We start from the raw sequence: 19,107 nt of genomic DNA, 5'->3' as shown, positions 1-19,107 counted from the left end.
CGAGAGAGATGCTCCGCCACGCGCTCCGCCGGCTCCTCTGGACGCTGCCCACCCTCGTGGGCGTCTCGCTGCTGACCTTCTTCGTCCTCTCCTTCGTCCCGGACCCGACCGACGATCCGCTGCTCGCCAGCTCGCTGTCCAGCGCCGAGCTGGCGCGGCTCCGCCGGGAGCGCTTCCTCGATCTCCCGCGCTTCATCAACCTCGAGCCGCGCGACGTGCGCCTGCGCGCCCTCGAGGCAGCGCGGGCGATCGCCGACGGCGGCGATGACGCCGCGGCCGCGGCCGACGAGCTGCGGCGCCTCGGCGGCGCCGCGCTGCCGCACATCCTCCCGCTCGACGCGCTCGCGCCCGAGCCGCGCACGCGCGTCGCCCTCGCGCTCGCGCCCGTCGCGGCGCGGATGGGCCTGCCGAGGGCCGAGGAGGCCGCGGACCCGGCGCACGCGGTCGCCTTCTGGACGCGCTTCTGGGACGACCGCGGCATCGAGTTCCGCAGCGCGTCGGTGCGGAGCGGGGTACGCCGCCTGGTCCGCTACGGCTCCACGTCGCGCGCCGCCGAGCTGCTCGAGCTCGACACGTTCGCGCTGCAGCCGGTGATCGCCGCGCTCCAGCCGCCGCGCGACGCGGAGACGTTCGCGCAGGCGCAGGCGCTCGTCGACGTCGCGGCGCACATCGCCGAGGTCGACGACCGGATCGCCCCGGGCGACGACCTCGCGGAGGCCCGCGCGTGCGTCACGCGGTGGAAGTCCTTCTGGAACGTGTACCGCAGCGACTTCGAGGTGTTCACCGGCCCGACGCGGCTCGCGGCGACGGTGCTCGAGACGCGCTACGGCAAGTGGGCGCTCGGCGCGGTCACCCACCGCCTCGGCGTCGCGGCGACCGGCGAGCCGGTGCTCGACGAGCTCGCGCGGCGCGCGCCGGTCACGCTCGCGCTCGTGTTCGGGGCGATCGCGCTCGCCTACGCGGTGGCCGTGCCGCTCGGCGCGCTGAGCGCCGCCTCGCGCGGCCGGCGGAGCGACTCCGCGGTCGCGGCCGCCGTGCTCACGCTCGCCGTCCTCCCGACCGCCGTCGTGGCCGTGGCCGCCGCGCTCCTCTCGGGCGGCACGCAGTCGCTGCTCCTGCCGACGTGCCTCATCGCGCTGTCGCTCATCGCCGCGCCGACGCGGCAGCAGCGCGCCGCGCTCGTCGCGGTCCTCACGCAGGACTTCATCCGGGCCGCGCGCGCGCGGGGCGCCGGCACCGCGCGCGCCATCACGGTCCACGCGCTGCGCAACGCCGTGCTCCCGGTCGTGACGCTCGCCGTCCTGGAGCCGCCGATGGCGCTCGGCGGCGCCTTCGTCGTGGAGCGCGTCTTCGAGCTCCACGGGCTCGGCGAGCTCACCCTGCTCGCCGTGCAGGCGCGCGACGTGAGCTGGCTCATGGCGATCTCCATCGGCGCCGCGGGCATCGCCGCGCTCGGCGTGATCGCGACCGATCTCGCGTACGTGCTCATCGACCCGCGGCTCGGCCCGGCGGTGCTCTCCCGGAGGGGCGGGGCGTGACCCACGCGGAGGCGTTCCTTCGCCGGATGGTCGGCAGCAAGCGCGTCACCGCCGGCGCCGTCCTGCTCGGCGTGCTCGCGCTGCTCGCCATCTTCGCCGAGCTGCTCGCCGCCCCCGCGCCGATCGCCCGCTTCGGGCCGGGCGGCGCCGAGATCCTCCCGGCGGTCACCGAGTCCGCGACGCTCGAGTCGCTCACCGAGGCCGAGCTCGGGGCGCGCTTCGAGGGCGGCCTCGCGATCTGGCCGCCGATCCGCTACGGCCCGGAGCAGCGCACCGACGCCGGCCCGAACGCGTCGCCATCCCGCGCGCACCCGCTCGGCACGGACTTCGAGAGCCGCGATCTCGCCGCGCGCCTGATCTACGGCGCGCGCACCGCGCTCGGCCTGTCGCTGAGCGCGGTGCTCGTGGGCATGTTCCTCGGCGTCGTCCTCGGCGGGCTCGCCGGCACGCTGCGCGGCTTCTGGAACGACGGCCTCGTCCGCCTCGTCGAGACGGTCGACACGTTCCCGGCGATCCTCGTCGTGGCGATCGTGCGCGCCATCGAGCGCGAGCCCTCCGCGCTGTCGCTGGTGCTCGCGGTCGCCTTCGTCCGCTGGGCGGAGATCGCGCGCCTCGTGCGCGCCGAGGTGCTGCGCGCGTCGAGCGAGGAGTACGTGATGGCGGCGCAGGCGCTCGGCAGCACGCGGCTGCGCGTCTTCTACCGCCACATCCTCCCGAACGCGCTCGGCCCCGCGATCGTGAGCTCCGTGCTCGGGGTGGCGTCCGTGGTCCTGCTCGAGGCGGCGATCTCGTTCCTCGGGATGGGCGCGCCCACCCGCGTGGCGTCGTGGGGGGAGACGCTGGGCCAGGCGGCGCGCCACCCGAGCGAGATCCGGCTGCTCGTGTTCCCCTTCGTCCTGCTCCTGGCCACGGTCGGCGGCTCGTACCTCATCGCCGACGCGCTGCGCGACGCCGTCGACGCGCGCACCGTGCGCTCGCGCAAGCCGCGCTGAGGTCGGGGCGGGGCGGCGAGGCGGCCGCGGGCGGCGCGGCGCGCATTTCACGCCCGAGGCACGCCCGGTTCAGGCCTGACCTGCGCCCGGCTCGCACCGGCCAGCGCTCGGCCAGCGCTCGGCCAGCGCCGATTGCGCCGAAATCGGCCTCATCTGCGCGATCTCGGCGGCGGGGGTCTCGCGCCACTCGATCTCGATGGAAAGGCCCGCTATGAATTCGCCCGCCATGGCTGTTCCCGAGATCAGCGAGCAGGAGTTCGAGCGCGAGGTGCTCCGCAGCGAGTTGCCCGTGCTCATTGATTTCACCTCCACCCGGAGCACGCAGTGCAAAGCGGTCGCGCCGGAGGTCGACGCCATCGCGCGCGAGCTCGAAGGCAAGGCCAAGGTGGTCAAGGTCGACATCGACCGGTCGAAGCGCATCGCCACCACGCTGCGCATCCAGGCCGTCCCGACATTCATGGTCTTTCACCGGGGCCGCCCGGTGGCCGCCGAGCAGGGCGTCATCGACCGCAAGCAGCTCCGCGAGCTGCTCGATCCGTTCCTCCCGCGCGCCGAGGGCGCCATCCGGGCGGCCGAGCTGGCGCAGCTGATCCGCGAGGGTCAGGTGGTCGCCGTCGACACGCGCGAGGGCCCGGCGTACGGCCGCGCCCACATCCCCAGCGCGGTTCACCTCCCGCTGGATGAGATCGAGGGGCGGCTGGCCGAGCTCCACATGCTCCCGGGCGCGCCGGTCCTCTACTGTCGTGCCGGCGACAGGTCGAAGGAGATGGCCGCGAAGCTCGCGGAGGAGGGCGTCCCGGTCGCGTTCCTCGAGGGCGGCTTTCTCTCGTGGGAGGCCGAGGCGCTGCCCATCGAGCGCCCCGACTGATCCCTCCCTCGCGCACAGCGCCGCGCGCTCGACGCGCGGCGCTGTGATGCGATCAGCGATGTCCGACGTCAGCCCTTGGCGGCCGAGAGCGCCGCCGAGACGACCTCGCGCACGGGCACGCCGTGCGTCCTTGCCGCCGCGGCGCAGTCGTCGAACTCCGGCTTGATCTGCGGCGGCCCGAACGGCCCCTCGCTGATCTTCACCCGGATGGCGCCATACGCGGTCTTCACCGTCGTGATCCGCCGCGGGCGCTCCGTGCGCGCGACCGGGATCTTCCGGAGCCCGATGCTGGTCGTCTCGCGCAGGAGCGCCGTCGCGACGGCGTCCGCCTGCGGGGCGGCGGCGAGCGCCGCGATCGTCAGCGCGGGGCGGCCCTTCTTCATCGTGATCGGCGCCGCCCACGCGTCCAGCGCGCCTGCCGCGAGCAGCGCCTCGATCGCGTGCCCGGCCACCTCGCCCGTCAGGTCGTCGACGTTCGCCTCCACGATCACGTGCGATGCGCTGCCGAGGCTCTCCTCCCCGCCCGAGCGCGTCCCGAGGACGACCCGCAGCAGGTTGGGGCGGTCGGGCAGCTCTCGCGTGCCGGCGCCGAAGCCGATCCGGTCGGGCGCGAACGTCGGCCAGCGCTCGAACCGGGTGGCCAGCGTCGCGATGATGGCCGCGCCCGTGGGGGTGACCAGCTCGGCGTCGAGCTCGACGCCGTAGGTAGGCACGCCGCGGAGGCACGCGACCGCGGCGGGCGGCGGCAGCGGGAGGATCCCGTGCCGCGCCTTCACGAACCCGCGCCCCATCGGCAGCGGCGACCCGACGACCTCCGCCCCGATGTGCACGATGGCCGCGGCGGCGCCCACGATGTCGACGATCGCGTCGACGGCGCCCACCTCGTGGAAGTGCACGTCTTCCAGGCGGATCCGGTGGACGGCGGCCTCGGCCTCACCGAGGCGCCGGAAGATCCGGCGCGCCAGCGCGGCGACGGGCGGATCGAGCGGCGCCGCGGCGAGCATGGCGTCGATGGATCCGTAGGTGCGCTCCGGCTGGGGCGCCTCGACGTGCACGTCGAACGAGGTCGCCACGATGCCGCTCCGATGGGCGTGCCCGCGGTGGAGGTGGAAGCCGTCGAGGGGCAGCGCGGCGACGGCGCGCTCGATCACGAGGAGTGGCACCCCGAGGTCGAGCAGCGCCGCGATGGTCATGTCGCCCGCGATGCCGCTGAACGCGTCGAAGAACAGGATCTTGCCTGCGCCCGCGCCTTCTTCGAGGAGCGGCGCGCGTGGGTGGTCGTGGCCGTGCGCGTGCTCGTGACCGTGCGCGGGCGCATGGTCGTGGCCGTGCGCGTGCGCGTGCTCGTGACCGTGCGCGTGCTCGTGGCCGTGCTCGTGCTCGTGGCCGTGCGCGTGCTCGTGATCGGGCGCGTGCTCGTGGTCGTGCGCGTGCTCGTCACCATGCGCGTGCTCGTGACCGTGCGCGTGCTCGTGGTCGTGGTCGTGCCCGTGTCCCATGTCTCGCCTGCTCCGTTCAGCGGGCGTCGGCGCGTCGCGACGCTCCCGCGGTCGCGCTCGTTCCGCGCTCACTCCTTCGGCAACATGCGATGGACCACCATCGCCGCGCCGAAGCCGCTGTCGATGTTGACCACGGCGACGCCGGAGGCGCACGACGTGAGCATCGAGAAGAGCGCGGTGAAGCCGCCCAGCGCCGCGCCGTAGCCGATCGACGTCGGGACCGCGATGACCGGCGCCGCCACGAGCCCGCCGACCACGCTCGGCAGCGCGCCCTCCATGCCCGCGACGACGATCACGGCCGACGCCTTGCGCAGCTCCTCGACGCGATGGAGAAAGCGATGCAGCCCCGCGACCCCCACGTCGTACAGCCGCTTCGGCTCGAGCCCCACGGCCCGCAGCGTCTCGATGGCCTCCTCGGCGACCGGCACATCGCTCGTGCCCGCGGTCACGACGGCGACCGGCCCCGCGGCGCGCTTCGGCGCCGGAGCGACCTCGATGGTGCCGGTCCGCGCAATGGGTACATAACGAAACGCGGGCAAGAGCGACGCGACGGCCGCCCCCTTCGCGGCGTCGACCCGGGTCACGAGCACGTTCTGCCCGGCCCCCGAGATCTCCTGGGCGATCAGCGCGATCTGCTCGGGCGTCTTCCCTTCGCCGAAGATCACCTCGGGCACGCCCTGCCTCAGCGCGCGGTGGTGATCGACGGTCGCGACACCCAGGTCCCGGAAAGGCAGCCCCCGGAGCGCCTCGAGCGCCTCCTCGATGGCGAGCTCACCAGAACGAACGCGCTCAAGCATCTCTCGGACGAGGCGCGGCTCCATGTGCGCAGCCGCTTAGCGCGGCAGCGCCGCCACCGCAAACCTTCCGCCTCGTTCGCCCGCTGTGGCCGGCGGCTCGGCCCGCGGTGCGTCTCCTGCGCGCCCCCGCGCCCGCCCCTCCCGGACGCTCCCCCGGCGCCCTCCCCCGGCGCCCTCCCCCGGCGCCCTCCCCCGGCGCTCTCCCCCGGCATTCCTTGCTCCGATGCACCTCCCCTGGCCGAGGAGACGCGCGCGGCGCAAAGCGCGCGCAAACCGCCCAGGCTCTTTGCGCAGGAGGGGGCGGCGGGGCTACTTTCCGCGCCGCGTGCCCGCCTTCGTCGCTCCCCTCGTCGGCTTTGCTCTCGGCGCGCTGCTCGCCTGGTTCAGCGCCGCAGCCCCTCACCGCCCGGGCGCGCTGCGCGCGGCCGAGCCTCGGCTCGCGCCGGACCCACGCGATCGGCCGCTCGCCCTCGTCACCCTGTTCGCCGTCCTCGTCTTCGCGCCGGTCTGCGCCTACTTCCTCGTCTTCGCGCCGGACTGGAGCTTCGCGTACCTCGTCGACACCCGCCGGATCCCGTCCGCCATCGACCTCGTGCTGCTCCTCCTCGACGCCGCCTCGGTGCCCGCCGGGTTCGCCGCCGCGCAACGCTTCGCCGCGAGCGCCGGCGGCAGGCCCACCGCGCAGCGCTCGGTTCGCGCGGTCGCCGTGTTCGCCGGCGCGCCCCTCGCGATCGCCCTCGTCGCCGTCATCGCCCTGGCCCGGCGCCTCGCGCTCGACGGCACCTACCGCCAGGTCGAGGGCGACTTCGGCGTCCATCCGGTCGCCGGCGGCCCCCTGGGCTACGCGCTCCTCTGGATGCACACGATGCTCGCCGCCGGCTTCGCGGTCACCGTGAGCGCCCTCCTCCGGCGCGAGCTGCCGGGCGGCGGGCACAAGGCCGAGTCCGCCCGCGCCCCGCAATCCCGCGCCGTCCCGACCGAGCCGGCGCCGGTGGTCGATCCGCCCCGGCCCGCCTCCACGCGCCCGCAGCGCCGGCTCGGCCTCGGCAAGGGCGGTCGCTCCAACCGGCCGGACTGAGGCCGCGCCCGCGCTCCAGCGGGTCGCCTCACCGCGTTGCCTCACCGCGTTGCCTCACCGCGTTGCCTCACCGCGTTGACGGAGCCACCGCGCTCCAGCACCCTGTCGCCCCATGTCCGAACGAGCCCGCGTGGATCAGCAGATCGAAGAACTGATGGAGCTGGCCGATCAGGTCGTGACACGCGCCAGGAAGGGCGGCGCCGATGTCGCGGAGGCGATCGCCCGCTCCGGGTCCGAGCTCTCCACAAAGGTGCGCCTCGGCGAGCCTGAGCTCGTCGAGGAGGCCGTCCACAAGAGCCTCGGCATGCGGATCATCAAGAAGCAGCGCGTCGCGCTGACCTCGACCTCCGACCTCACGCCCCGCGGCATCGATCGTTTCGTGGCGGACGCGCTGGAGCTCGCCGACATTTCCCAGGAGGACGAGTTCGCCGGCCCCGCCGATCCCCAGCTCATCGCCACGGGTCCCTTCCCCGCGCTCGACCTCTACGACCCTTCCGGCGGGGGCGTCACGGCCGCGCAGGCCATCGACATCGCGCGCCGCGGCGAGCAGGCCGCGCGCGACGCCGATCCTCGCATCACGAACAGCGACGGCGCGACGTTCTCGCGGACCGCGAGCGCCTTCGCCCTCGTCCTTTCCGGTGGCTTCCGCGGCGGTTACGCCGGCTCGTACGCGTCGCTCGTGGTCTCGCCGGTCGCCGACGACACCGGCGACAAGAAGCGCCGCGGCTTCTACTTCAGCGCCCGGCGCTACCTCGCCGACCTCGACGCCCCGGACGCGGTGGGCCGCGAGGCAGCCCGCCGGACGCTGCGCAAGCTCGGCGCCCGCAAGGTGGCGACCTGCGAGGCGCCGGTCGTCTTCGACCCGGACGTCGCCCGCTCGATGCTGGGGCTGCTCGGTTCCTGCCTCATGGGCAGCTCGATCTGGCGCAAGTCGAGCTACCTCGTCGGCCGCGAGGGGACGCGCGTCGCCAGCGATCTCATCACGGTGGTCGACGACCCGCTGATCCCGCGTGCGCCCGGCTCGCGCCCGTTCGACGGCGAGGGCGTCCAGGCGCGGCGCAACGTCGTGGTCGAGCAGGGCATCCTGAAGACCTACCTGTGCGACAGCTACAGCGGCCGGAAGCTCAAGCGCCCGCCGACCGGCAGCGCCTCGCGCGGGGCGGGCGGCGGCGTGGGCCCGTCGACGTCCAACTTCATCCTCCAGCCCACCTCCACGCCCGCGGAGGAGATCGTGCGCTCCACGCCGCGCGGGCTGTACGTCACCGAGATGATGGGCTTCGGCTTCAACGCCGTGACCGGCGACTTCTCCCGGGGCGCGTCCGGCTTCTGGATCGAGAACGGCCAGCTGACGCACCCCGTCAGCGAGGTCACGATCTCGCTGAACCTCGACGAGCTCCTCCAGCGGATCGACGCCGTCGGCGACGATCTGGATCTCCGGACGGCGACGGCGGCCCCGACGTTCCGGGTCTCCGCCATGACCATCGCTGGAAGCTGAATGCCTCCGTCCGAGGAGCCTGCGCTCCTCGAGCTCACCCGTTTCCAGGAAAATCGGATCCGGACTCGACAGCGGGCTGAGAGCGACCGGTGAACCGGCCCCAGGTTGCGCTGCGGGAGGGGGGGACTCCGTCCGCAGCCGGTCGCTCCGCAGTGCTGCGGCTTCTGTCGGATTGCCCGACAGCCGGCCGCGGCCGTCCTCGCCTGGCCTCTCAGCCGGGCGCAGGACGGCCGGGGCCCTCGCTCAGCGCGAGGACCCGCCAGCGGCCAGACTGCGCGGTGGCTCTTCCGATGCCGCGCCGGCGCCCGCCTGGAGGGGCGTCCCTGTCTGCGCAGCGGCTTCAGGCACGAGGAAGGCCTTCAGCTGCTGCGCGTCGTTGCGACCGATCCGGCCCACGAACGAGGGCAGGCTGATCGGCTCGTCCGACAGGGCGACGAACGTCCCCTGCGAGTTCGCTCGATGGAGCGCCTCGAAGAGGGAGGTGGCGTCCACGTCACTGGACACCGCCCGTACGTCGACGATGTACACGTCCGCGGGGTCCGCCCCCGCGTAGATCAGCGCGTCATAGGGGTGGCTTGCGTGCCGTATGGGCACACCTTCCCCGAGCGACCGCGCCACATGGGTCATCGTGTCCTTCGTGCCGATGACCATCATCGACCTGGAGGTCGCCTTCGCGAGCTCCCGGGGCACCGAATAGCCCCATGCGCGGAGGAACTCGGCCACGTCCGCCGCCTTGAAACGCAAGTGTCTCCCTGGCGTACGGAAATGGGCAATCCTCCCCCGATCTACCCAGTTATGGATTGTCTTCAAGTCGACCTCGCACAAGGCTGCGAGGTCGGATGCCGTCAACAGCTTTTCACGAACACCAGCCATCGCCGAACTCCACGCGAAAGGCACCTGCCGCACAGCTCGCGTTCACAGCGCGGCAGCGTCTCCTCAGGTGGCGGCCCCCCCCACCCGTCTGTCTACTCGATTGAAACCTAGCTCTCACAGACGGGTCCGTCACCCGCTTTGCTCGAATTTTCTCGGCCCCTTAGAGAGAACGCCCCGCGCGGAGGCAGACTCCCCATGCTTCAGGGGATCTCCACGTTCATTATGTTCACGCAACCGGGTGTAGGCCAGAGGGTCACGAAGGAGCCAGCCGATCCATCGGGAGCGCGGGGCCCTATGCGAGCCAGGCTCATCCCCGCTCTGGGCTCCGGCGAAGCGGGCGACCTGGACACGACGACACCTCCTCCATCCTTTAATTTGAGCGGTTCTCCCGAGTTTGACAGCCCATGGCTGCCAAGTTTTGGCACGCGGAGCAGCATCGTCTCGGGAGGAGCCGGAGGATCGAGCTCATCCTCTGTGACGTAGCCCTCGTTGACGACCAGCGCGTAAGCGCCGGCTTCCAGGGAAATGGAGGGCAATTCAGTCTCTCCGCCCACATCGGCGAGCACATACCCTGTGAGCTCAGCTGTGACCTCACCATCGTTGTAGAGCTCGACCCACTCCTGAGCCGGCTCGGCCCCTACCGGGTTTGCCAGCACCTCGTTGATGATCACGTGAGGCATGGGCGCACGCGTCATGGCTGAGAGCGTCCGTCGCTCCACCCGTCCGGCGTTATCGATGATGGCCACGGCGAGCTCCACGGGCGTGAGGGGCGGCACGGGCGCGAGGACGAACGGCTCGCCGGGCGCCAGCGCCAGGACCTCGTCGAGCCCCGCCCCCGCGACCGCCCAGAGCAGCGGCGCGTCCGCCGAACGGACGTGAATCCGATCGTCGGCGACCCGAGCGCAGCCCGGCCCCAGGGGCACTTCGTCCAGCGCGCACGCCACTGCCATGGGAGGGAGGGGATCCGATTCCAGCGCAAACGGTCGCGGGTCGAGGCTCACGATCGACGGCTCACCCGCGAAGGCGACGGGCGGGCCGACGAGGCGAAGGTCGTCCGCCTGCCTGGGTGCGGCGGGCGCCGGCTCGCCCTCGAAGCGCAGGCAGTGCGCGCCGATGCCATCGGCCGCGCCGCGGCGCAGCTCGCCCGCCGGTCCGCCCGGGGCGAGCTGCGCCGGAGCGACCCTCTCCGGGAGGGGCGCATCGCCGCACCACACGCCGAACGTGAGGCTCGCCCCGGCGTCGAGCGGGGGCCAGAGCCGCGGGAGCACAGGCGGCGAGCCCTCCGCGGCGATCTGGATGTGGTGCGAGAAGGAGGGGCTGCCGCTCGCCACGGCGTAGGTCTCCCCGGGCGCGAGCGGGGCGAGCGGCGCCACGGTCAGCCAGAGGTCTCCCGAGGGCGTGTCGCTCAGCCAGGCGATCGAGGGGACCACGCGCTCCGAGAGCGCCTTCGACAGCTCGCCTTGCTCGATCTGCCGGACGTGCGCCGCGCCGATCTTCCCGCGGATGATCAGCGCGCGCGCTGGATCGACGCTCGCGGCAGAGGCGCCCGGGAGGCGCACCCGCAGCCGCAGCACCGGGGGCGCGGCGTCCGGCGGCGCGGCGGGCTCGATCTGGAGCTCGGGGGCTACGTCCGTGTCGCCGGCGGTCCCGGTGACCTCGTCTTCATCGAGGCGAGGGGGAGCCGCGAGCTCTGGCGCGCAGGAAGGGCAGCCCACGAGCGGCGCGAGCACGAGCGGCAGGGCGTAGCGGGCGCAGGGCGTGCACGAGGGGCGGGTCAGGCGACGATGGGTCATGACGCCGAGTTCGGCGGGAGCCCGCTGCCGGTTGCCCCGACGTCGCTTTTTTTTTCGAGGCCGCTACCCTCGCCTCGCATGGCCCCCGAGGACATCAAGAAGCTCCGGCAGGAGCTCGGCTGTACCGCCCGCGAGCTCGCCGGAGCGCTGGGTATCGAGCAGGAGACGGTGCTCGCATGGGAGCACGGCGACCTCTTTCCGACGAAGCGCTTCGTCGGGATGATGGAGGAGCTGCGGCGCAAAGGTCCGGAGGCGATCCCCCGGAAGAAGAAACGGCAGGCGAACGTCTCGCCGCTCCAGGTGCTCGCCGACCCCGAGCTCTGGCGGCTTTTCCGCAAGCTCCTCTCCCACCCGGAGCTCAGGAGCGCGGCGCTGAAGCTGGCAGAGGCTTATCAGGATCCGGCGGACGCTCCACCGTCGTGAGCGGCGAGATGAGCGGCGGGCCGACGCACTCGAAGGTCAGAGGGAGGTGACGGCTCAGGCGTCTTCCTCGTCCTCGTCCTCGTCCTCGTCATCCTCGTCGTCGTCCTCGTCCTCGTCCTCGTCCTCGTCCTCGTCCTCGTCCTCGTCGTCGCCCTCTTCGTCTTCGTCCTCTTCGCCTTCCTCGTCCTCGTCCTCGTCCTCGTCGTCGCCCTCTTCGTCTTCGTCCTCTTCGCCTTCCTCGTCCTCGTCCTCGTCCTCGTCCTCGTCGTCGCCCTCTTCGTCCTCGTCCTCTTCGCCTTCCTCGTCCTCTTCCTCGTCCTCGTCGTCGCCGTCTTCGTCTTCGTCTTTGTCTTTGTCGTCCTCGTCGCTCTCCGCGTGACGCACTTCGTCGTCCGCGACATCGCTCTCGTGTCCGACGGCGACCTTCGCGCCAGGCTCAGCATCCACGCCAGAAACCGGACTCTCCACACGCACCTCGCTCTCTGTGGCTTCCATCGCAGCATCTCCCTCCCGCGGCGCAACAGGCGACACGCCGACGTCTTCCGGTAGGCTCTCCTCCGCGCTGGCGACGCTCGTCCGGATCGCTCCCTCCGCGCCGGCGAAGCTCTCCTGTTCCGATGTCGCCACCGCCCCCTCGGGCGGCTCCTCGCCGAGCTCGCGCTCGTAGGCGCGGCGCGACTCCTCGGTCAGCTCGGTGAACTCGCGCAGGGTCGGCAGCTCGCCGAGCGCCTTCAGGCCGAAGAACTCGAGGAACTGCGCCGTCGTGCCGTACAGCATCGGACGCCCGGGCTCGTCCTTCTTGCCCAGGATCCTCACGAGATCGCGCTCCAGGAGCGACTTGAGCGCGGCGCCGGAGTCGACGCCCCGGATCTCGTCGATCTCGGGCCGCGTGATCGGCTGCCGGTAAGCCACGATCGCGAGCGTCTCGGTCTGGGCGCGGGACATCTTGACCGGCTTCTGATCGGTCACCTCGCGAACGAAGGGCGCAAACGCGGGGCTCGTTCGAAAGACATACCCGCCGGCGATCTCGTCCAGGCGGAACCCTCGCCCATCGTACTCCGCGACGAGCTCGGCCAGCAGCTCTCGCACGACGCGGTGCTCTGCGTTCGCCGAGCGCGCGAGCTCGCGGGCCGGCACGGGTCGCTCCGCCACGAAGATGAGCGCCTCCAGGACTCCCTTCAGGTGCTTGCGCGCGACCGCGGAGAGCCCCGGCGCCGCGGTCGCGCTCCGGACCGGGGCAGCGGCGCGCCGCGCCGGGTCGCCGAGCTGGGCCCATGCGACGGCGCGGAAGCGCGCGACCGGATCCTGCCGCACCCCCTTCGGCGCTCGCGGCTCCTTCTTCGCCGCCCGCCCCCGCTTCGCTCCTCCAAGCCACGCGTGCGCCGCCGCCCTCAGCCGCGCCGGTGTGCCCTGTCCTCTCGCCCTCGCCGGCGCGCCCTGCCCTGCCGTCTTCGGCGCCCGCGGCTCCTTCTTCGCCCCCCGCGCGCGCTTCGCTCCGCCGAGCCACGCGTGCGCCGCCGCCCTCAGCCGCGCCGGTGTGCCCTGTCCTCTCGCCCTCGCCGGCGCGCCCTGCCCTGCCGTCTTCGGCGCCCGCGGCTCCTTCTTCGCCTCCCGCGCGCGCTTCGCTCCGCCGAGCCACGCGTGCGCCGCCGCCCTCAGCCGCGCCGGCGCGCCCTGTCCCGTTGCCTTCGATCCGCGCCGCCGCTTCGCCGCGGCATCAGCCACCGTCACGGCCACTCCCTGCGTCTACCTCATCCACCCCTGGCGGCGGCGCCGCGACGCCGTCCGACGACGGCCGGTCGCTCGCGTGCGCGACCGCATCGCGGCGCGTCCCGTCCAGAGCGGCGCTTGCATCCGCCTCGGCCGCTGGCTCGACGTCGGCGACGTCGGGCGCGTTGCTCGTCTCCTCCGCGGGCTCAGCGCGCTCCGGAGGCGCCGGTTCGTCGCTCGGCTCCTCGGCTGGTCCGACAACCTCAGGAACCGCAGGCTCGACGCCCTCCTCCGCGGGGGACTCCAGCACATCGAGCGCCGCAGACTCCTCGGCTGGTCCGGCAAGCTCCGGCTCCGCAGGCTCGATGCTCTCCTCCGCTGCGACCTCCACGACCTCGAGCGCCGCAGGCTCCTCGGCTGGTCCGGCAAGCTCCGGCTCCGCAGGCTCGATGCTCTCCTCCGCTGCGACCTCCACGACCTCGAGCGCCGCAGGCTCCTCGCTCGGCTCCTCGGCTGCCCCGGCAAGCTCCGGCTCCGCCGGCCCGACGCTCTCCTCCGCGGGGGACTCCAGCACATCGAGCTCCGCCGCCTCTGCGACGTCCTCTACGACGTCGAGCTCCGCAGGCTCGCCACTCGGCTCCTCGGCTGGCCCGGCAAGCTCCGGCTCCGCCGGCTCGGCGCTCTCCTCCGCGGGGGACTCCACGACGTCGAGCTCCGCAGGCTCGCCACTCGGCTCCTCGGCTGCCCCGGCAAGCTCCGGCTCCGCCGGCTCGGCGCTCTCCTCCGCGGCGGACTCCAGGACATCGAGCGTCGCAGGGTCTTCGCTCGGCTCCTCGGCCGGCCCGGCAACCTCAGGCCCCGCCGGCTCGACGCTCTCCTCCGTGGTGGCCTCCACAACCTCGAGCGCCGCAGGCTCGCCACTCGGCTCCTCGGCTGACCAGGCAAGCTCCGGCTCTGCGGGCTCGACGCTCTCCTCCGTGGTGGCCTCCAAGACCTCGAGCGCCGCAGGCTCGCCACTCGGCTCCTCGGCTGACCCGGCAAGCTCCGGCTCCGCAGCCTCCTCGCTCGGCTCCTCGGCTGACCAGGCAAGCTCCGGCTCCGCAGCCTCCTCGCTCGGCTCCTCGGCTGACCCGGCAAGCTCCAGCTCCGCGGGCCCGACGCTCTCCTCCGTAGTGGCCTCCACGACCTCGGGCTCCGCAGCCTCCTCGCTCGGTTCCTCGGCTGACCCGGCAAGCTCCGGCTCCGCAGCCTCCTCGCTCGGTTCCTCGGCTGACCCGGCAAGCTCCGGCTCCGCAGGCTCGACGCCTTCCTCCGGTGCGGCCTCCAGGACCGCAAGCTCCCCGGCCTCCAGCTCGGCCGACTCGCCACTCAGCGCCTCAGCTGACCCGGCAACCTCGGGCCCAGACGGCTCGACGCCCTCCTCCGCTGCGGCCTCCACGAACTCGAGCTCCGCCGCCTCCGCAACCGAAAGCTCCACCGTTTCGAGCTCCGCCGCCTCCGCAACATCCTCCCGCGCCGGCTCGCCGCCCCCCACCACCTCCGCTGCCTCTCCCTCACCGGCAGGCGGCACTTGTTCCGCTTCGCTCCCGGCCGCCTCGATCCGCTCCGCCGCGGGCGCGCCGTCCTCGGGCTCGAAGCCCGGCGGGGGCGCGCCGTCCCCCACCGAGAGCTGGATGTGGATCGGCGCCAGCGGGTCCGTCTGGTGGACCCGGATCAGCCTCAGCTTGCACATCTCGAGCACGGCCAGGAACGTGATCACGACCTCGAAGCGAGGGATGACGCCCCCCTTCGAGACGCTGTCGAGCAGCAGATCCTCGAAGCGCATCGCCCGCCGCGCCGAGAGCTTCTCCGTGAGCTCCACGATGCGATCCGTGATGCTGATGCGATCGAAGACGACCTCGTGATCGATCTGGACGTTCGTCCGCTTCAGCACCCGCTCGAACGCGTCCAGCAGGCCGAAGATCGTCGTCGACGCGAACGGGGCCGGCCCCTTCGGCACCTCGCTCTCGCTCATGCCGCGCGTGAACACGTCGCGCCCCAGCGTGCCGCGCTCGGCCAGCTCGGCCGCGGCCACCTTGTACTTCTGGTACTCCAGGAGCCGCCGGACGAGCTCCTCGCGCGGATCCTCCTCCTCGCCGGGCATCCCGTCGTCGTCCTGCCCCGCAGGCACGCTCGGCAGCAGCATCTTCGACTTGATGTGCGCCAGCGTCGCCGCCATCACGAGGTACTCGCTCGCGAGGTCGATCGACAGCGAGCGCATGATCTTCAGATATTCGAGGTACTTCTCCGTGACGAAGCTCACGGGGATGTCGAGGATATCGAGCTCGTGCTGCTGGATGAGGTGCAGCAGCAGGTCGAGCGGCCCCTCGAACGAGGGGAGCGTGACGACGTACTCGCCCTCGCGCGGCCCCGCGTCCGCCCCCTCGCGGGCCGCCGGGGCGACCTCGCGGGCCGGGGAGGCCGCCTCGCTGGCCCGAGAGGCGGCCCCGCCGGCCCGCGAGGCCGCGCCCCCGCGGGCGGCGGGCGCAGGAGCAGCGCCCGCGTTGCCGCGCCCTTTGCCGCCGCGCGCCCTTGCCGCGCCCGCCTTCGAACCGCTCACGCGGCGACCGTAATCGCAAGGCGCCGGTCGGTCCACGCCCGAGCGTCCCCCGGCGGCGCCACCGGCGGAAACGCCGCTCCACCGGACAATTTATGGCGAGAGCGGTGCTAGCATCAGCGCTGTCGATGAAGCCGTCCCCCGCGAAGAGCTGCCCCTCGTGCGGTGAGCGCTACGACGCGGGCGTGCTCTATTGCCCGCGCGACGGCACCCCGCTCGCGAGCTCGCGCAAGAGCCCCTCCTCCGCCGCCCTCGAGCGCGACCCCTACGTGGGCCTCACGCTCGGCGGGCAGATCCAGGTCCGCCACCTCATCGGCATCGGCTCGATGGGCCGCGTCTACCGCGCCTTCCAGGCGGGGATCGAGCGCGACGTGGCCGTCAAGATCCTCCACCGCGAGCTGAGCACCAACGCCGAGCTCGTGACCCGCTTCCACCGTGAGGCCAGGATCTCGAGCCGGCTCGTCCACCCGAACGTCGTCCAGGTGCTCATGACCGGGAGCGTCTCCTCCACGGACGACCCCCGGATCGGCGGCGAGCTCTACCTCGTCATGGAGCACCTCGACGGCCTCTCGCTCCTCTCCGCGCTCGCCGCGGCGGGCGCGGGCGGCGAGAGCGAGGCGCTCCCGCTGCCGAGGGCGCTCCACATCATCCTCCAGGTCTGCGACGCCGTGGGCGAGGCGCACGCGCAGGGCATCGTCCACCGGGACCTCAAGCCCGAGAACATCATGCTCGTCCGCCGCGGCGAGGACCCGGACTACGTGAAGGTGCTCGACTTCGGCATCGCCCGCCTCGACTGGGCCGACAAGGCGATGACCACCCAGGCCGGGCTCATCTTCGGCACCGCCAAGTACATCTCGCCCGAGGGCGCCGAGGGGCAGCGCGTCGGCCCGCCGGCGGACGTCTACTCGATCGCGACGATGCTCTACCAGTGCCTCGCCGGGCGCGCGCCGTTCGAGGGCGACTCGCCTGTCGCGCTGCTCGTCCAGCACACGCACGCCCCGCCGGCGGAGCTGCGCAGCATCGCGCGCTCGAGCTACGTGCCCGCGCCCATCGCGCAGGTCGTGATGCAGAACCTCGCCAAGAAGCCGTCCGACCGGGCCCCCGACGCGCGCGCCCTCGGCCGCGACCTCGCCCTCGCCGTGCGCGCGAGCGGCCTCGACCCGGACGAGATCGCCGCCCAGCCCGGGCTCCTGCGCGCCAGCGCGGTCATGAAGCTGGCCTCGAAATCGCGCACCAAGTCGCTCGACCTCTCCCCCGCCCTCGCCGCCCAGATCGGCGGCATCCCCGCGCCCACGCTGGAGAGCGCGCACCTCAGCGATCTCGAGCCGCTCCGGACGCAGGCAGAGGCAGAGCGGTACGGGCCCCCGGCGTCGCACCGCCCCGACGAGGAGCGCGCCTCGTCCAGCGGCGCCGAGCGCTCCTCGTCGCCGAGAGCGAGCGGCGTGGAGCGCTCATCGTTCGACAGCGCCGAGCGCTCGTCGAGAGCGAGCGGCGTGGAGCGCTCATCGTTCAGCAGCACGGAGCGCGCCTCCTTCACCAGCGCCGAGCGCTCGTCCTTCGGCGGCGCCGAACGCACCTCCTTCGTCGGCGACGAGCGCGCCTCCCACAGCGGCGCCGAGCGCGCCTCCTTCACCAGCGCCGAGCGCTCGTCCTTCGGCGGCGCCGAGCGCTCCAGCGGCACCCAGCGCTCGTCCTTCAGCGGCGCGGCATCTTCCTGGCCCACCCCCGCGGCGGAAGAGCCCGCGCGCACCGCGATCGGCCTCGGCATCGACCCCGCGCACGACTCTGCGCCCGCGCCTTCGACCATGCAGGGCGTCGAGTCCGCCGCGCGGCCGCTCCCCCGCCGCGCCGTGATCGCCCGCGCCGCCGCCCTCCTCGCGTGCGCCGGCGCGGTGGGGATCGTCGCGTTCGTCGGCGGGCGGCACCTCGGCGCCTTCGGGGGGCCGGCCGCGAGCGACTCCATCGAGGCGCACATCGAGCGCGCGCGCGACTGCATGGGCAGGCACGCGTGGGACGCTCCGCCCGGCGAGAACGTGAAGGACATCCTCTCGCTCGCGCTCGCGCGGTGGCCAGGGGACGCGCGGCTCGCCGCGCTCCGCCGCGAGTCGTCCGAGCGCATCGTCACCGACGCCCTCGGGCGGAAGTACGCCGGCGACAGGGCCGGCGCGATCCGGCTGGCGAAGCTCGCGATCGAGCTGCACCCGGAGCTCACCACCGCCCAGCACCTCGTCGTCGAGCTCTCGGGCAGCCCGCCGGGCACCGCCCCGGAGCCGCCGCCCCAGGTCTCCCCCGAGAGCTCCGCGCTCCCGACCGCGGGCCCCGGCCGCAGGCCGCCGTCGCGCCGCCCCGCCCCGGGCCGCGCCGAGCCGTCGGCGCCCTCGGCCAGGGGCGCGCCCCCCTCGCCGGCCCCGGGCGGCGCGGGCGCGCCCCAGAGGCCCGGCGCCGCCCCGCCGCCAGCCAGCGCCGGGCCCGCGCCGGCCTTGCCTCCCTCGCCGCCGCCGCTGCCCGCCGATTCCCTCTCGCCGCTCCCCTCTTCAACGGGTCCGTGGCTATAATCGAGCGCAGGTGAATCCAGGCCGTTGGTACCCCACGTCGCGAGCGCCCACCAACGTCCGCGCTGGGGAGGGCCATCGCGCGTCACCGCCGCACCGACGGAGAGCGCGGCCGGCGCATGGCGCACGCGGCGGCGCGGGCGGCGCCGCGCTCGCCCTGCTCCTGCTCGCGGCCCCCGGCCGCGCCGACGAGAGCAGGGCCGCGCGCCGGGCCGCCGCCGCGCGCGAGCAGGACTTCCCGTACACCATGGTCGAGGTGAGCGGCGGCGTGATGACGCTCCCCGGCGCCGACGTCTGCCCCATCTCCGGGTCGCCAGAGACGTGCGAGCGGGGCGAGACGAGCGTCTCCTTCGGCATCCACAACCTCTACCGCTGGGGCGACATCGGCTTCGGCGCGGGCATCTTCTGGGCGGCCACGCTGAGCTCCGAGGCCGCGCGCGGCGCCTCCTCCCTCGAGCGCGATCACTCGCGCCGCTACTTCATGCTCGACGGGGTGTTCCGGTACTACGGCATCCGCACGGACACCTGGGAGGGGTGGGCGGGGGTGACGATCGGCGGCGTCGTCGTCAACGACTCCTGGTCGGTCGAGGCAGACCGCAACCCGTACTCGGACACGGCCTACGTCGGGCCCAGGGCAGCGACGATCGGCACCGAGGGGGTCGCCGCGGGGCTCGCGATCGGCGGCGAGTGGACCTTCGCCGACAACTGGAGCCTCGGGGGCCACCTCCGCTACTCGAGCTGGTTCCTCCCGGAGCAGCGCAAGGTCTCGCCGACGGGCGATCGCGCCTCGCTCTCCGAGCGCGTCGACATGTTCAACATCGGCGTCCTGATCGCCTACCGCGTCGCGCTCTGACGTCGCGGCCACCGCGCCCACCAGGGACGAACGCCGCGCT

General features: G+C 73.4%; 15 protein-coding genes. 8 read left to right on the top strand and 7 right to left on the bottom strand.

Annotated elements, in window-relative coordinates; translation table 11 throughout:
* The first annotated feature begins 8 nt into the window (after positions 1-8).
* Positions 9-1,538 carry an ABC transporter permease gene (locus WME89_RS12670; RefSeq protein WP_438009441.1) on the top strand — a complete coding sequence of 510 codons (1,530 nt, stop codon included), beginning with the start codon at positions 9-11 and terminating at the stop codon, positions 1,536-1,538.
* On the top strand, positions 1,535-2,530 hold the full coding sequence (locus WME89_RS12665) for an ABC transporter permease (RefSeq protein ID WP_438009440.1): 996 nt from the start codon (positions 1,535-1,537) through the stop codon (positions 2,528-2,530). The genes WME89_RS12670 and WME89_RS12665 overlap by 4 nt, the downstream gene beginning before the upstream one ends.
* Positions 2,531-2,599: 69 nt before the next feature.
* Here WME89_RS12665 and WME89_RS12660 read toward each other — a convergent pair whose 3' ends face one another.
* Complete coding sequence (locus WME89_RS12660) at positions 2,600-2,758, bottom strand: hypothetical protein (RefSeq protein ID WP_438009439.1); 159 nt, start codon at positions 2,756-2,758, stop codon at positions 2,600-2,602.
* On the opposite strand from WME89_RS12660, the gene WME89_RS12655 reads away from it, so the two are divergent.
* Positions 2,757-3,398 (top strand): thioredoxin domain-containing protein, encoded by a 642-nt coding sequence (locus tag WME89_RS12655; protein WP_438009438.1) that lies wholly within the window; start codon positions 2,757-2,759, stop codon positions 3,396-3,398. The genes WME89_RS12660 and WME89_RS12655 overlap by 2 nt on opposite strands.
* A gap of 68 nt (positions 3,399-3,466) precedes the next feature.
* Here WME89_RS12655 and larC read toward each other — a convergent pair whose 3' ends face one another.
* Complete coding sequence (gene larC, locus WME89_RS12650; protein ID WP_438009437.1) at positions 3,467-4,897, bottom strand: nickel pincer cofactor biosynthesis protein LarC; 1,431 nt, start codon at positions 4,895-4,897, stop codon at positions 3,467-3,469.
* Between the two features lie 68 nt (positions 4,898-4,965).
* Complete coding sequence (gene larB, locus WME89_RS12645) at positions 4,966-5,718, bottom strand: nickel pincer cofactor biosynthesis protein LarB (protein WP_438009436.1); 753 nt, start codon at positions 5,716-5,718, stop codon at positions 4,966-4,968.
* A gap of 301 nt (positions 5,719-6,019) precedes the next feature.
* Between larB and WME89_RS12640 the strand changes: the two genes are divergently transcribed.
* Together WME89_RS12640 and WME89_RS12635 are read left to right on the top strand one after the other, a co-directional pair.
* Positions 6,020-6,772, top strand: coding sequence for a hypothetical protein (locus WME89_RS12640; RefSeq protein ID WP_438009435.1), 753 nt, complete (start codon positions 6,020-6,022; stop codon positions 6,770-6,772).
* A gap of 130 nt (positions 6,773-6,902) precedes the next feature.
* Positions 6,903-8,267, top strand: coding sequence for a TldD/PmbA family protein (locus WME89_RS12635; protein WP_437625409.1), 1,365 nt, complete (start codon positions 6,903-6,905; stop codon positions 8,265-8,267).
* A gap of 243 nt (positions 8,268-8,510) precedes the next feature.
* On the opposite strand, the gene WME89_RS12630 is transcribed toward WME89_RS12635, so the two are convergent.
* Together WME89_RS12630 and WME89_RS12625 are read right to left on the bottom strand one after the other, a co-directional pair.
* Positions 8,511-9,140, bottom strand: a complete 630-nt coding sequence (locus WME89_RS12630; RefSeq protein ID WP_438009434.1) for a helix-turn-helix domain-containing protein — start codon at positions 9,138-9,140, stop codon at positions 8,511-8,513.
* 200 nt (positions 9,141-9,340) lie between these two features.
* Positions 9,341-10,933, bottom strand: a complete 1,593-nt coding sequence (locus tag WME89_RS12625; RefSeq protein ID WP_438009433.1) for a lamin tail domain-containing protein — start codon at positions 10,931-10,933, stop codon at positions 9,341-9,343.
* 78 nt (positions 10,934-11,011) lie between these two features.
* Here WME89_RS12625 and WME89_RS12620 point away from each other — a divergent pair, with 78 nt between their 5' ends.
* Positions 11,012-11,356, top strand: coding sequence for a helix-turn-helix domain-containing protein (locus WME89_RS12620; protein ID WP_437625406.1), 345 nt, complete (start codon positions 11,012-11,014; stop codon positions 11,354-11,356).
* A 54-nt stretch (positions 11,357-11,410) separates the two neighbouring features.
* Here WME89_RS12620 and scpB read toward each other — a convergent pair whose 3' ends face one another.
* Entirely contained in the window at positions 11,411-13,087 is a 1,677-nt protein-coding gene (gene scpB, locus WME89_RS12615; RefSeq protein WP_438009432.1) for an SMC-Scp complex subunit ScpB, read from the bottom strand.
* Positions 13,074-15,665 (bottom strand): segregation/condensation protein A, encoded by a 2,592-nt coding sequence (locus tag WME89_RS12610; RefSeq protein ID WP_438009431.1) that lies wholly within the window; start codon positions 15,663-15,665, stop codon positions 13,074-13,076. Before WME89_RS12610 ends, scpB begins: the two co-directional genes overlap by 14 nt.
* Positions 15,666-15,790: 125 nt before the next feature.
* On the opposite strand from WME89_RS12610, the gene WME89_RS12605 reads away from it, so the two are divergent.
* Together WME89_RS12605 and WME89_RS12600 are read left to right on the top strand one after the other, a co-directional pair.
* Entirely contained in the window at positions 15,791-18,217 is a 2,427-nt protein-coding gene (locus WME89_RS12605) for a serine/threonine-protein kinase (protein WP_438009430.1), read from the top strand.
* A 10-nt stretch (positions 18,218-18,227) separates the two neighbouring features.
* Positions 18,228-19,067 carry a hypothetical protein gene (locus tag WME89_RS12600; protein ID WP_438009429.1) on the top strand — a complete coding sequence of 280 codons (840 nt, stop codon included), beginning with the start codon at positions 18,228-18,230 and terminating at the stop codon, positions 19,065-19,067.
* Positions 19,068-19,107: the final 40 nt, after the last annotated feature.

It is taken from the genome of Sorangium sp. So ce321, from assembly GCF_051530195.1.
Taxonomy (GTDB): Bacteria; Myxococcota_A; Polyangia; order Polyangiales; family Polyangiaceae; genus Sorangium.
The sequence above is the reverse complement of the archived record's forward strand: the minus strand, read 5'-3'. Positions and strand labels throughout refer to the sequence as shown.